13 protein-coding genes are annotated in these 14,159 nt (G+C 61.2%); 4 read left to right on the top strand and 9 right to left on the bottom strand.

Annotation, left to right across the window (positions count from 1 at the left end; genetic code table 11):
• The first annotated feature begins 3 nt into the window (after positions 1-3).
• Together CKW35_RS05065 and galE are read left to right on the top strand one after the other, a co-directional pair.
• Positions 4-2,604, top strand: a complete 2,601-nt coding sequence (locus CKW35_RS05065; protein ID WP_095115337.1) for a cellulase family glycosylhydrolase — start codon at positions 4-6, stop codon at positions 2,602-2,604.
• A gap of 105 nt (positions 2,605-2,709) precedes the next feature.
• Positions 2,710-3,684 (top strand): UDP-glucose 4-epimerase GalE, encoded by a 975-nt coding sequence (galE, locus tag CKW35_RS05060; protein ID WP_016487261.1) that lies wholly within the window; start codon positions 2,710-2,712, stop codon positions 3,682-3,684.
• A 40-nt stretch (positions 3,685-3,724) separates the two neighbouring features.
• On the opposite strand, the gene CKW35_RS05055 is transcribed toward galE, so the two are convergent.
• From CKW35_RS05055 to CKW35_RS05020, 9 genes are all read right to left on the bottom strand, one after another.
• Positions 3,725-4,531: a CpsD/CapB family tyrosine-protein kinase gene (locus tag CKW35_RS05055; RefSeq protein ID WP_016487262.1), complete on the bottom strand. Its 807-nt coding sequence runs from the start codon at positions 4,529-4,531 to the stop codon at positions 3,725-3,727.
• Positions 4,532-4,542: 11 nt separating this feature from the next.
• Positions 4,543-6,105, bottom strand: a complete 1,563-nt coding sequence (locus CKW35_RS05050) for a Wzz/FepE/Etk N-terminal domain-containing protein (RefSeq protein ID WP_095115335.1) — start codon at positions 6,103-6,105, stop codon at positions 4,543-4,545.
• Positions 6,106-6,124: 19 nt separating this feature from the next.
• A complete protein-coding gene (locus tag CKW35_RS05045; RefSeq protein WP_016487264.1) occupies positions 6,125-7,240 on the bottom strand; it encodes a hypothetical protein in 1,116 nt (371 codons plus the stop codon).
• A gap of 24 nt (positions 7,241-7,264) precedes the next feature.
• Positions 7,265-7,822: a polysaccharide biosynthesis/export family protein gene (locus CKW35_RS05040; protein ID WP_016487265.1), complete on the bottom strand. Its 558-nt coding sequence runs from the start codon at positions 7,820-7,822 to the stop codon at positions 7,265-7,267.
• A 265-nt stretch (positions 7,823-8,087) separates the two neighbouring features.
• Positions 8,088-8,264 (bottom strand): EPS-associated small membrane protein EppA, encoded by a 177-nt coding sequence (gene eppA / locus CKW35_RS28325; protein WP_016487266.1) that lies wholly within the window; start codon positions 8,262-8,264, stop codon positions 8,088-8,090.
• Between the two features lie 248 nt (positions 8,265-8,512).
• The gene (locus tag CKW35_RS05035) at positions 8,513-9,055 is read right to left on the bottom strand and encodes a helix-turn-helix domain-containing protein (protein WP_016487267.1); all 543 of its coding nucleotides are present in this window, start codon (positions 9,053-9,055) and stop codon (positions 8,513-8,515) included.
• A 171-nt stretch (positions 9,056-9,226) separates the two neighbouring features.
• On the bottom strand, positions 9,227-10,645 hold the full coding sequence (locus CKW35_RS05030; RefSeq protein ID WP_016487268.1) for a short-chain fatty acid transporter: 1,419 nt from the start codon (positions 10,643-10,645) through the stop codon (positions 9,227-9,229).
• 174 nt (positions 10,646-10,819) lie between these two features.
• On the bottom strand, positions 10,820-11,476 hold the full coding sequence (locus CKW35_RS05025; RefSeq protein WP_016487269.1) for a CoA transferase subunit B: 657 nt from the start codon (positions 11,474-11,476) through the stop codon (positions 10,820-10,822).
• Positions 11,477-11,511: 35 nt separating this feature from the next.
• Positions 11,512-12,210 (bottom strand): CoA transferase subunit A, encoded by a 699-nt coding sequence (locus tag CKW35_RS05020; RefSeq protein WP_016487270.1) that lies wholly within the window; start codon positions 12,208-12,210, stop codon positions 11,512-11,514.
• 140 nt (positions 12,211-12,350) lie between these two features.
• On the opposite strand from CKW35_RS05020, the gene CKW35_RS05015 reads away from it, so the two are divergent.
• Complete coding sequence (locus CKW35_RS05015; RefSeq protein ID WP_016487271.1) at positions 12,351-13,256, top strand: LysR family transcriptional regulator; 906 nt, start codon at positions 12,351-12,353, stop codon at positions 13,254-13,256.
• Positions 13,244-14,065: an aldo/keto reductase gene (locus tag CKW35_RS05010; RefSeq protein WP_016487272.1), complete on the top strand. Its 822-nt coding sequence runs from the start codon at positions 13,244-13,246 to the stop codon at positions 14,063-14,065. Before CKW35_RS05015 ends, CKW35_RS05010 begins: the two co-directional genes overlap by 13 nt.
• Positions 14,066-14,159 lie beyond the last annotated feature (94 nt).

The raw sequence follows: 14,159 nt of genomic DNA, 5'->3' as shown, positions 1-14,159 counted from the left end.
TCAATGAACGTGCTCACCCTGCGTCATTTCGTGCGCCTTACGGCCATTTCCGGCCTGGCCCTGCTGCCGTTGACCGGCTGGGGGTCAGACTGGCAGGTCAGTGTCGATGAGCAAAATGGCTTGCCTACCGTGACACGCGGCGGCGGCCCGGTGATGAAAGCCAAGTTCGACTTCTGGGCGGCCAACTGGAGCTGGACCGGCTTTTACACCGACTTCAAGGTCAATGGCCCCTACCAGTACACACTGTTGGGCAAGAACAAGGAGCTGGACTTTGACCTGAAGGCGGATATCCGCAAGGAACAGGCACAAACCCTGAGCTGGGCATTCGACCTCAACGCCCACAGCCGCCAGGCCGGGGTGATGGGCGGCGGCATGGTGTTCCAGTTCGACCCGGCGCAGATTGCGGGCGACATGGGCGCCCCGCAACTGCTGCCCGACAACCGCGGCTGGTCGTGGGGCAAGGCCGACCAGGGCCGGCGTGTCGAGATGCGCTTCGATCCGCCACTGGCCAAGGTCTTTTTCGAGCGCGGCAACCCGTCCGAGCTGCGTGCGTTTCTCTACAAAGACCCGATAAGCGCCGGCCGCCAGCAGCTCAAGGCGGTGCTCAACGTTACCGGCGACATCGAACTGGGTCCTACGCCCACCGAGCGTTTCGGCCTGGCCGACCCCGCCACCTGGCCCGATGACCAGCTGGACTGGCGCACCTCGCCAGTGGACCTGTCGTTCCTCAATGCGGCAGAAAAGCCCGCCGGCAAGCGCGGCTTCGTCAAGGCAGTCGGCGAACAGTTGATGTTTGAAGACAACACCCCGGTGCGCTTCTGGGGTACCAACCTGTCTGCCTACTCGCTGTTCAAGAGCCCCGACGACGAAATTCGCCAACAGGCCAAGCGCCTGTCGGCATTGGGCTTCAACCTGGTGCGCCTGCACCACCACGATTCGCCGTGGGTGAGCCCGAACGTATTTGGCGACGGCACCCTGGTGCGCGATACCCAGCAACTTAGCGCCGAGTCGCTGCGCAAGCTCGACCTGTGGATCAAGGCACTCAAGGACGAAGGCATCTACATCTGGCTGGACATGCACGTGCAACGTGCGTTTACCGCCAACGACAACATTGATGACTTCGGTGAGCTGCCCGAGAAGGAAGGTCGCGTCGACCTGAAGGGTTACGCCTACGTGAACGACAGTATCCAGAAAGCGATGAAGCGGTTCGCCGAGCAGTACCTGACCCATGTGAATGAATACACCGGCCTGGCTTACAAAGACGACCCCGCCATCGCCGCCGTGCTGATCACCAACGAAAACGATCTCACCCAGCACTACGGTAACGCACTGATGCCGAACAAGGATGTACCGCGCCACAGCGAACGCTACATGGCCGCAGCCAAAGCGTTCGCCAGGCAGCATGACCTTCCCGCCGACCTTACCTGGCGCGCCTGGGAGCACGGCCCGTCGAAGCTGTTCCTGAACGACCTGGAGCAGCGCTTCAACGCCGACATGATCGCCCACCTGCGCGGCCTGGGCGTGAAAGTGCCGATCGCCACCACCAGCACCTGGGGCGGCAATGGCCTGAGTGCACTGCCGGCGCTGACCGCAGGCGATGTCGTCGATGCCCACAGCTACGGCGCCATTGGCCAGCTGGAGAAGAACCCGTTGACCAGCGACGGCATGATCGACTGGATCGCCGCCGCCCAGGTGGTCGGCAAACCGCTAACGGTCACCGAGTGGAACGCCGAACCGTTCCCGCTGCCCGACCGCCATTCTTTGCCGCTGTATGTAGCCGGCACCGCCAGCCATCAAGGCTGGGACGCCATGATGCAGTACGCGTACAGCCAGCAAGGGTTCAACCCGGGCTGGCGCACGGCGGACAACTGGCACGCGTACAACGACCCGGCGATGATCGCCACCCTGCCCGCTGCCGCCCTGCTCTACCGCCGTGCGGACGTCAAGCCGGCAACTACCCGCTACGTATTCGCACCAACGCCCGCCACCCTCTACAACCAGGAGATCACCCCGCGCAGTTCGGTACTGTTGCGCACAGCCATGGAAAAGGGCCAACTGCAGATTGCCCTGCCGCCAACACCAGAACTGCCGTGGCTGAAACCTGCCGCCATCCCCTCTGGCGCGCAAGTGCTTCAGGACCCGGGGCAATCGCTACTGGCCGCCGATGCCACTGAATCGGTCACCGACACCGGCGAGCTCAAGCGCAACTGGCAACAAGGCATCTACACCATCGATACGCCACTGACCCAGGCCGCCACCGGCTGGCTGGGTGGCCGCTCGATCAGCCTGGGGGCCGTTCAGCTACAGACAAAAACGCCTTACGCCAGCGTCGCGGTACAGAGCCTGGACGGCAAGCCCTTGGGCCAGTCGCGTGAGCTGCTGCTGTCACTGGGGACACGTGCCATGCCCAAGGCCGATGACAAGACGCCGTTCAACGTCGAACCGCTTGAAGGCAGCGTGATCATCAAGGCACCTGCCGGCCTCAAACTGTTCGCCCGCGATGCACAGGCGCAGCTGAAGACACTGCCGGTGGCGTACAAGGATGGGCATTACAGCATTACCTTCGACAGCAACTACATGTCCAACTGGCTGTTCTTGAAATAGGGCATAGGGCCATCTACGCTCAGGTCACCTGTAGCTGATCATCCCACCTGCACGTTTCAGGGACGGTTCACTGCGTCTGTAAACAGCAGATTCCAGGAGGTGCGGATGAAATTTCTGGTAGTGGGTGGCGCGGGCTACATTGGCTCGCACATGGTCAAGCACCTGCTCGGTGCCGGCCATGAGGTAGTGGTGGCGGACCTGGTTTGGCCTGGCCCCGGCATCCAGTGGGCCAAGCTCGATATCGCCGACGAAGCGGCCCTGGACGTGCTGTTCGGCGTTTGTCATTTCGACGCCGTGTTCCACTTCGCCTCGTTCATCCAGGTGGGCGAGTCGGTCAGCGCACCCGGCAAGTACTACCAGAACAACGTTGCAGCCACCCTGGCCTTGCTGCAGGCCATGGTGAATGCGGGTATCAGGCATCTGGTGTTTTCTTCCAGTGCCGCCGTTTACGGCAACCCGCAGTACGTGCCGATTGATGAAGCGCACGTCAAAGGGCCGATCAACCCCTACGGGCTGAGCAAATGGATGGTCGAGCAGATTCTCGAGGACTTCGACCGGGCGTATGGCTTGAAGTCGGTATGCCTGCGTTACTTCAATGCCGCCGGTGCCGACCCGGATGGCCAGCTGGGTGAACGCCACGAGCCGGAAACCCACCTGATCCCGCTGATCCTGCAGGCCGCCTCTGGCCGGCGTGAGGCGGTAACGGTATTTGGCCGGGATTACGATACCCCGGATGGCACCTGTATCCGCGACTACGTGCATGTGGCCGATCTGGCATCGGCGCATGCGTTGGCGGTGGACTATTTACTGGCGGGTGGCGAGCGCACTGCTTTCAACCTGGGCAATGGCCTGGGCTTTTCGGTGCAGCAGGTGATCGATACAGCCCGGGCGGTGACCGGGCGGCACATCAATGCCCTTGACGCGCCGCGCCGTGCCGGCGACCCGCCACGGCTGGTGGCGGATGCAAGCAAGGCGCTGCAAGTGCTGGGCTGGCGGCCGGAGTTTGCTTCGCTGGAGCAGATTGTGCGGCATGCGTGGCAGTGGGAGTTGCAGTATCCCTGGAGCCTGCATCAGGGCTGAGATCTATGGGGGCTGCAAAGCAGCCCCAAAATTTCGAACCTTAATAATAGGTTCGCGGCTGCTCGTCAGCCTTGTTCAGTACCGTCCCGATCAGGTTCACCGTGGCCAGGTGATGCAGGCAGTCCTCGATTTCCTTCTTGTTGTTCATCCCGTTGGCCACCACCAGCAGCACACAATCAAACTTGGGTATCACGGTGATCGCATCGTCAGAGCTGAGCAACGGCGGCAAATCGAAAATGCAGATGCGCGACTCGTAGCGGTTGCGCAAATCGCTGATCAGGTTGTTCACCTTGGGCGACGACAGCATCTCGGTCGACATCGGCACCGGCACCCGCGTCGGCAGCACCACGAAGCGTGGCAAAGTCGGGTTGACCAGGCACTCCTGCAGCTCGGCCTTGTCCGTCAGGAACTCGTTCAGCGCCTGCTCCATGGGCAGGCCCAGACAGCTGCCGACCTTGGGCCGGCGCAGGTCGAAATCCACCAGCAAGGCAGTTTTGGTGGTGTGGTGAGCGATACTCATGGCCAGGTTGATCGCCAGCACGGTCTTGCCGGCCTCAGGCGTTGGCGAGGTGATGGCCAGGGTCCGCCAGCCATTCTCCTCCATGGCCCTGAGCACCTGCGTGCGCAGCAGGTCGATGGGCCCGTTCATGTTGGAGTTCTTGTTGTACGCCACGATGCGGTGGCGCTCAAGGTGGTCAGCCCGCAGCGGCACGACTTTGGTATTCACATAGTCGAACTGCCCAGGCACCTCCGCCAGAGCCGTGCCGGGGGGAGGTGATAAAGCCTGAGGGGTACCCGGGGTAACCTGGTGAATATTGTTGCCAACAGCCGGCTTGGTCCTGTCCATCACTGCTTTCCCTATGCAAACCGAGATATGACCTTGAACAACAGCACATCCAGTGGCATGTAGAAGACGTGCACCAGCACTACCATGATAGCTACCAACGCCAGTGCCGCCAGGATCAGCCAGTTCCGCCAGCGTTTGCGCCTGGCCACGTCCGCTCTGGTATCGATGTAGGGCACTGCCACCAGTACCCGTTTGCCCAGCAAGTTTTCCAGCGCACCGACGCCGCGCACGCGCTGGTTGAGCATTTCCAGCAGCATCACCAAGGCACCACCGCCTGCCGGTGCCAGCACCAGGCCCAGCGCCGCGATCTTCTTGCGGTTAGGCTTGATCGGTTTTTCAGGCATCAGCGGTGGCTCCAGCAGTACAAAGCGCTCGGCCTTGTTCTCCTGCTCCAGGCTTTCGGTAATTTTAGCGCCCATTTCCTTGGCGCGGATTTCTTCGTATTTCTTGCGCGCGTTATCGTGGTCACGCATCAACGTCACCAAGCCACGCTCGACTTGCGGCGCCTCGAGGATCTCGGCCTCGTAGCCTTCCATCTTTCGAGTCAGCTCGCGCTTCTGATCGGCCAGCGAGCTGATACGTTCCTGGGCCGCGCTCATCTTGGCCCGGACGCGCGCCACGTCGAGGCTGACCGTGGACGTCGTGGCCGTACGCCCACCACTGGCTTCCAACGCCTGGATCTTGCGCTTGATCGCCACCACATCCGGGTGGGCATCCTTGTAGCGGGTCAGCAACCGGGCGTACTCGGCTTTAAGGCTCGGCAGGTCCTGAGCCTGGTCAGCACTGGCTGGCTTGCTGCCCTCGGTAACCTTGGTAGCAAGGCCAGCATTGGCCGCAGACAGTTCCAGCTCCAGGTAGCGCAGTTCTTCCTGGGCAGCCTTGTAGTCACGGTCAACTTCGCGGAACTCCAGCTCCGAACGCGAGAGCATGTTCATGCGCAGGGTCTGGTGCTCTGGCAAGGCATTGGCGTGGGCCTGCTTGAAGTCGGCCAGCTGGTTTTCCAGGCTGGCCAGTTCCGCGCCCAGCTTGTTAGCCTCCTGGGTAAGAAACTCGGTGGTTTCGTTGGCCCGCTCGGTGCGCTGCTTGAGGTTTTCGTTGAGGAACAGCGTGACCAGTTCGTCGGCCACTTCCTTGGCGACTTGCGCCTGCTTGTGTTCGAAGGACACATTGAACGCAACCGTCGCCTCGCCCCGCCCGCGCACGAACGTGGTGAGGGTTTCGACCACGATGGCATTGCGCATCTGGTCGATCTTGTCGGACTCGCTCAAGCGCTTGTCGGCGAACAGGTTGTACTTGTCGATGATGCGCAGCAGGTTCTCGCGCGTCATCACCCGCTGGCGAATCACCTCGATGCGCTCATCGGCAAAGCTGGTGGTGTTGGTCGATACCAGCTCAGGGGAAATCTGTTGCGATTCCACGAGAATGGTGCCGGTCGACTGGTAAATCGGCGGCACCATTAACGCGACAGCCACGGTCGCGGCAAGTATGACTACGGCACTCACCCCTAACACCAGGGCCCTGTCCTTGATAATGACGATGTAATCTCTGATGGAGAGTTCGTAGTCAGACTTCATTGGGCCACCTGCCTGAAGTTCAGATGTCGGGGTACCTGTACGTCAACGTCAAACCAACGATCGTCGCGGTTGCATCGGGCGCTCGGTCCTGTTGCCGTTCCTTGTACATGAGCGACAGGCGCAAGTCCCAGTACGGTGAAAACTGGCGGCTGGCCCAAACGCTGTAAGTCTGCAGTGTGTTAGGGCTCTGCCCTTTGCTGTCTTGCCAGGCCGCGTCAGCGCCCACCCGCGCCAGTTCGGTAACGGCATAACTCCACACGCCACGCACCTGGTCCAGCTCGGCGAAACCGCCTTCGGCACTGGCCACCGTGCTGCGCTCGGCGGTCAGGCTGGCGTCGGCGCGCGTGCCGGTGTACAGCAATGCCACCCCACCCTCCCCGCGTCGGCCGCCGCCGTCGCCAGACACCTGGTTGACGCCAATGTGGGCATCGGCACTCAGGCCTTCGGCAAGCTGGTACTTGATACCGACTGCCGGGGTGTAGCTGTTGGAGGCGGTCGCGGTAAGGTCCTGCTCGGGCTCATAGCGGCGGGCACCGAAACGGGAATACACATCGGCCCGTTCGCTCCAGGCGTAGGTCCAGGTGAATACGTTTGCCAGTTCGTCGTAGCCCGTCAGCGAGCTGATGTCATAACGGGCACGGTTGTACGTGGTTTCGTTGCTCAGGGTGCTACGCTCGGTCACCGCCTGGCTCCAGTTGCCGGTCAGGGTGTAGAGCTTTTGCGTACCGTCAGTGGTGATGACCCCGGTATCCAGCACCGTCCCCGACAGCGTCGAGCTTTCGTTGTAACGTGCCACCAGCCCGAAACGCCCACGCTCGGTGGTGCGCTGCCAGCCCAGGCTGATATCGGGGTCCTCACGGTCATCTACCACATCCGTGTCGGACGAGCGCAATACATGCATGCCCAGCCCCAACCTCAGTTCATCCTGATCGAAGGTACCGATCAGGGTGTAATCCGGCGCGATGATCGTGCGCGTTACACCCTTTTCCCCCGATGTCAGCAACAAAGGGTTGCTGTCATATTCAACGGATGTCGGTACCACCACCGTAGACTGCCAATTTGCCGCCAGTACCACGTCCGTAAACGGCAAGACAATGATTGCCGTTGCAATGCTTGTTGTTCTGAGAAGAGGCATTAAGTGTTCTTATTAAAGGCAAGATCAAGGAACGACCAGCGTGTCGCCAGCCTGAAGTTGGATGTTGGTGGACATGTCCCGCCCAGACACCAGGTCCTTATATCGCACGGGCAGGATCTTTTGGGAAGCGCCAGTACCGCGGACCACCTTGATATCGCTTTCGTCAGCAAACTTGTCCAGCCCGCCCGACATGCTCAGCGCCTGAAGCACTGCGGTAGGGCCCGCCATTTGCACGGGGCCCGGCTTGATCACTTTGCCTTGTACATAGACCAGGTTGCCGGCGATGCTCTTGACGACAACGCTGACGTTTGGGTCGGGGAGGAATTTGTCGAGTTTGGCAGCCACTTGCTTTTCAACTGCCGTTACATCCAGGCCGGCAACATTGATGCGCCCGGCCAAGGGGAAGGTGATGCTGCCATCGGGGAGTACGGTGGCTTCTTGACGCAGGCTGTCTTCCTGCCACACCGAAACCATTACCACATCACCAGGGCTGAGCAGGTAAGCCGTACCACTCTGATCGGCGTTGCCAGCACTGGACCACACGGCCAGCACGCAGAATGCGGCAATCAATGAACGCATCATGAGGGTCCCTCCGGCCAAATGGCCCGAAAAAGAGCACTGAATGAGAACAGCACACCAACTCTCGCTCCGCTTCGCGGCTTGAACCCACCGCGATGGCCTCGACCTTCCTGGAGGCCCCAACCTTGACGCCGTACATGTGGGCTGCAGTGCCCTGCAACCAAGGCCTTTGAAGGGCTACTGGGAATATAGCAACGGTTGGGAAATTCACAAGCCAGCCCCCGGCTTGCAACAACCTGCGCTCGCTTTGACAGGGAGCGGGTCAGGCTCAGATTTTTCTTCTGTTGGCGACCAGTACAAAGCCGACAACAGCGAAGGCCAACAACCAGCCGGCGGTTGAAACAGGAATGATACTGTTTTGGTTTACATACGAATCTGCCGCACGCGCAGCGCCACTCAGCAACACCAGCAAGAACATCGATTTGATAATCAGAGTCGTGCGCATACGCCCCTCCTGAAATGAGGAAAATCAATTAGTTATTTGCACAGTATGGCGGGAGTTGTTTCGCTGTTGACTTGAGCTTATGGGCACAATGACACTACGTCAATGATCCGACACCATAATAAAATTCAATGGGCGATGGCGGTATTCGTCAAAATACCGACATGCAAAAGATGCAAAGGCGGGCTGATGCGATGGCGGCTGCGTTTCACGGATGAGAACACAGGTAGGGCGTGCCCTGCCCCGTGGTTTTATTCGTCTGCGTGGTGAACCACGACCAGCAATTGCGCCGGCTGGGCACCTACCGAGCGCAGTCGATGCGGTGTCTGGGCGTTGAAATGCAAGGCATCACCCTGCTCCAGCAGCACCCGTTCGTTCATGAAATCCACCTCCACCTGGCCGGCGTGCACGAACAGGAATTCCTCGCCTTGGTGTTCCTTGAACGTGGGGTCGCTGAACTCGGACGGCGGCTGGATCAGGAACGGCAACAGGCTGCGCTGCCCGACCTGGCTGGTCAGGGCTGCATAGCCAGGCCCTTGCCCGTCGCCTACCAGGGCCTGGCGTTCGCCGTGGCGCACCAGGCTGTAGCGGCTCGGGCCAGCCTGCTCTTCGGCGAACAACTCTTCGACATTCACGTTCAACGCCCGGGCCAGCTTTAGCGCGGCAGCAATCGAGGGTGTATTCAGGCCGCGCTCGACCTTGGACAGATAGCTTTTGGTCATGCCGGTCTTTTCGGCCAGCATTTCCAGGGTCATTCCCAGTTTCTTACGCAGCAGTTTCAATCGGATAGACATGTGACGCGGATTTCCCAGGCTGAGTCAGCCTGACCATGATACGTGGACTGCCGGCGAAATGCTGGGGCTGCTTTGCAGCCCATCGCGGGCAAGCCAGGTTCCACACATACAGCGTCAGCCGGGCCTGTGGGAGCTGGCTTGCCGGCGATGGGCCGCACAGCGGCCCTGCCTTCATGGCATCACAGGCGGTACGTATTGCAGCGTCGTACCCAGCGCCCACAGCAACACCAGCACCAACGGCACATGCACCAGCAACTGCACGAACGAGAAGCCGATCAGGTCACGCGCCTTGAGCCCCAGTACGCCCAGCAGCGGCAGCATGTAGAACGGGTTGATCAGGTTCGGCAAGGCTTCGGCAGCGTTATAGATCTGCACCGCCCAGCCCAGGTGGTACTGCAGGTCGTTGGCCACCAGCATCACGTACGGTGCTTCGATGATCCACTTGCCACCGCCCGAAGGGATGAAGAAGCCCAAAACGGCCGAGTACACTCCCATCAGCACGGCATAGGTGTCGTGGGTGGCAATCTGGGTGAAAAACAGCGAAATATGGTGGGCCAGCGTCTGTTCATCGACGCCCTTCACCTGGGTGAGAATGGCAGCGATGGACCCGTACAACGGGAACTGGATCAGCACACCCGTGGTGGTCGGTACGGCGCGCGCCACAGCGTCCAGAAAGCTGCGTGGGCGCCAGTGCAGCAAGGCGCCGAGCATGATGAACAACAGGTTGTAGGTGTTCAGCCCGGAGATCGCGGTAATCGCCGGCTTGGTGGCGAACTCCTGGTAGAGCCAACCAGCGGCCAGGGCCACCAGCAGCAAGATCAGGATCGGGCTGTGCTCCAGCCACTCACCCGGGCGCGTGCGCTGCGGTGCAGGTGGCGCTGTGAAGCTGGGGTCGACGCCGCAGTCTTCGGCACTGCGCGCGCTGTTCGGGCCAGGGGCCGTGGCATAGGCGATTACCAGCGAGACCAGCACCAACGCCAACAGCATCACGCCGGACTGCCAGAGGAAGATGGTTTCAGTGAACGGGATTACCCCGGTAATCGACAGGATGGACGGTGGCAGGCTGGCCGGGTTGGCCTGCAGTTGCGCCGCCGACGATGACAAGCCCAGCGCCCACACTGCACCCAGGCCCAGGTAGGCGGCCGCGCCAGCGGCGCGGTAGTCCATCTTGAGTTCGGTGCGCCGCGCCAGGGCGCGTACCAGCAGGCCCCCGAACACCAGCGACAGGCCCCAGTTGAGCAAGGAGGCCAGCATCGAAATCAGGGCTACCCAGCACACTGCCGAGCGACCATTGCCGGGGATACGCGCCAGGCGATCAATCAGCCGCGCGGCCGGAGGCGAGCTGGCCACGACATAACCGCCAATGACCACGAAGGCCATCTGCATGGTAAACGGGATCAGGCTCCAGAAACCGTCACCAAAGGCCTTGGCAGTGTCGGTCGGTTTGGCGCCCATGGCCAGAGCACCGATACACACCAGCAGCACCGCCAGGGCGGCGAACACCCAGGAATCGGGGAACCAGCGTTCGGCCCAGTTGGAGCAGCGCAAGGCAAAGCGCGCAGAACGGCTGTCTTGGATTTCAGCGGCCACAGTTGAATTCCTTTTATTGGTTTTATCGGATAAATCAGCCAAAACACAAAACCCCTGTAGGAGCAGCCTTGTGCTGCGAAGCGGCCAGTACAGACAAACATTATATGAATGCCTGCACTGGCCCCTTCGCAGCCCAAGGCTGCTCCTACAGGGGAATGTATGAAGCCCGTTGAATCAGAAGGTCATTTCCTTCACGTCATCCGGCACGATCAACTTGCCGGCGGTTTTCGCGATGATCTCTTCAACGCTTACCCCCGGCGCGGTTTCGCGCAGGATGAAGGCGCCGTCTTCGATTTCCAGGTAGGCCAGGTCGGTCAGCACCTTGCGGATGCAGCCGGCGCCGGTCAGCGGCAGGCTGCAGTGTGGCAGCAGTTTGGACTCACCGTCCTTGGAGGCATGGGTCATGGTGACGATGATGTTCTCGGCGCCAGCCACCAGGTCCATTGCACCGCCCATGCCCTTCACCAGCTTGCCGGGGATCATCCACGAGGCGATGTTGCCTTGCACGTCGACCTCGAAGGCACCCAGCACGGTGAGGTCGACGTGGCCACCCCGGATCATGGCGAACGACTGTGCCGAATCGAAGATCGAGGCGCCGCGGCGGGCGGTGACGGTTTGCTTGCCGGCGTTGATCATGTCGGCATCGAGGGTGCTTTCGGTCGGGAATTCGCCCATGCCGAGCAGGCCGTTTTCTGATTGCAGCATCACATCCATATCGGCGGGTACGTAGTTCGCTACCAGGGTAGGAATGCCAATGCCCAGGTTGACGTAGTAGCCGTCCTTCAGTTCACGTGCGACGCGTTGCGCCATCTGTTCGCGGGTCAGTGCCATGGTCAGGGTCTCTTTGTTGTTCTGGTGGATGGCGCTCAGGCCTTGACGGTGCGCTTTTCGATGCGTTTTTCGAAGGTGCCGACGATGACACGGTCCACATAGATGCCCGGGGTGTGAATTTCGCTGGGCAACAGCACGCCGGGTTCGACGATCTCTTCCACTTCGACCACAGTGATCTTGCCGGCGGTGGCCGCCAGCGGATTGAAGTTTTGCGCAGTATTGCGGTACACCACATTGCCGTAGTGGTCAGCCTTCCAGCCCTTGACGATGGCGAAGTCACCGGTAATGGCTTCTTCGAGGATGTACTTGCGGCCCTTGAACTCGCGCACTTCCTTGCCCTCTGCAACCGGGGTGCCGTAGCCGGTGGCGGTGTAGAACGCCGGGATCCCGGCGCCGCCGGCACGCATCTTCTCAGCCAGGGTGCCCTGCGGGGTCAGCTCCACGTCCAGCTCACCACTGAGCAGCTGGCGTTCGAATTCGGCGTTCTCGCCCACATAGGAGGCAATCATCTTGCGAATCTGACGATCTTCCAGCAACACGCCCAGGCCAAAGCCGTCAACGCCGCAGTTGTTCGACACCACGGTCAAGCCTTTGACGCCGCGTCGCTTGATTTCGCTGATGAGGTTTTCCGGGATGCCGCACAGGCCAAAACCACCGGCCAGTACTGTCATGTTGTCGGTCAGGCCTTCAAGGGCCTGTTCATAGGTTGCAACGCGCTTGTCCAGTCCGGCCATGCTGATCCGCCTTTTGTAGTTGTAGAACCGACGAGGCTGTCGGTGAGCGTGTGCAGACATCTTCACCGCACGCGACTGATTTGTTAATTTTGTTTTCGTCATCGATTGATAACTTTTACAAAACAGACAATAGGCCTGTCATGAACGTCAAGCAACTGCGTGCCTTTGTCGCCGTGGCCAAGTACCAGAGCTTTGCCCAGGCCGGGGAACACCTGCATATCTCGCAACCCGCCCTGAGCCTGACCATCAAGGCCCTGGAAGAAAACCTCGGCGGCGCCCTGCTCAGCCGCACCACGCGCAGCGTCAGCCTGACCGCCGAGGGCGAAGTGTTGCTGCCGCTGGCACGGCGCCTGCTGGCAGACTGGGACGACACGGAAGAGATGCTGCGCCAACGCTTCACCTTGCAACTGGGCCGTGTGTCGGTGGCGGCCATGCCGGCCTTTGCCGGCAACCTGCTGCCCCACTCGCTCAAGGTATTTCGCCAGTGCTACCCCAAGGTCAATGTCACGGTGCATGACGTGATCAACGAACAGGTGCTGGAACTGGTACGCCATCGCCGCGTCGAATTGGGCATCGGCTTCGAGCCGGACAACATCGACGGGCTGGACTTCCACCCGTTGTACCTGGACCGCTTTGTCGCGGTGGTACCCGCAGACTCGCCTTTGGCGCTGCTGCCACAGGTCAGTTGGGCACAGCTGATGGCCGAGGACTTCGTGGCGCTGCAACGCCCTTCGGCGGTACGCCTGCTGATGGAGCAGAATGTGGCCGCCCACCACGGCAAACTGGCCGTGGCTTTCGAGAGCCACCAACTGGCAACCATCGGCCGAATGGTCGCCAGCGGCCTGGGGGTCAGTGCCGTACCGGCGCTGTGCATCAACCAGATGCAGGAACTCGGCGCCCGCTGCGTCACCCTGGTGGAGCCCACGGTCGAGCGGCGCATCGGCGTGATTGCCCTCAGCGAACACAAGCTTTCCACTGCAGCGCAAGCGCTGCTTGAGGTTGTGCTTTCCAATACCCGCATCCGGGAGGTGACATGCGTTACGTGAAACTGGCAGGTTCGAGCGTTCCGGCCATCGGCCAGGGCACTTGGTACATGGGCGAGGACCCTGGCCGCAAAGCCGCCGAGGTGGCGGCGTTGCAACAGGGCATTGAGTTGGGCCTGAGCCTGATCGACACCGCTGAGATGTACGCCGAAGGTGGGGCGGAAGACGTGGTTGGCCAAGCCATTGCCGGGCGCCGCGACCAAGTGTTTCTGGTCAGCAAGGTGTACCCGCACAATGCCGGCCGACGCAGTATGGCGGCCGCCTGCGAGCGCAGCCTCACACGCCTGGGTACCGACTGCATCGACCTGTACCTGCTGCACTGGCGTGGCCAGCACCCGCTGGAAGAAACCGTCGAAGCTTTCGAGCATTTGCGCGAACAAGGCAAGATCAAGCGCTGGGGCGTGTCCAACTTCGACCTCGACGACCTGCGCGAACTGCACAACCCTGACTGTGCCACCAACCAGGTGCTGTACAACCCGGCTCAGCGTGGCATCGAGTTCGACTTGCTGCCGTGGTGCGAAAAGCGCGCGTTGCCGACCATGGCCTACTGCCCGCTGGCCCAGGCCGGGCGCTTGCTGCAGCACCCGGTGCTGGCAGAAATCGCCGAGCGCCATGGCGCCACGCCAGCCCAGGTCAGCCTGGCCTGGGTGACCCGTAATGACGGAGTGATCGCCATCCCCAAGGCCGTGGCGCCCGAGCATGTGCGGCTGAATGCAGCCGCAGGTGCGCTGACCTTGAACAGCGAAGACCTTCGGGCAATCGACCGGGCGTTCCCGGCACCGACGCGCAAGCAGCGGTTGGCGATGGTGTAACTGGCGAGCCGTGAATCGTCTTTATCTTGCCAATCTGAAATCGTGAGCGGCCCCTGTGGGAGCGGGTTTACCCGCGAAGAAGGCAACACGGTGG

The organism is Pseudomonas sp. Irchel 3F3, assembly GCF_900187545.1.
Taxonomy (GTDB): Bacteria; Pseudomonadota; Gammaproteobacteria; order Pseudomonadales; family Pseudomonadaceae; genus Aquipseudomonas; species Aquipseudomonas fortuita.
The sequence above is the reverse complement of the archived record's forward strand: the minus strand, read 5'-3'. Positions and strand labels throughout refer to the sequence as shown.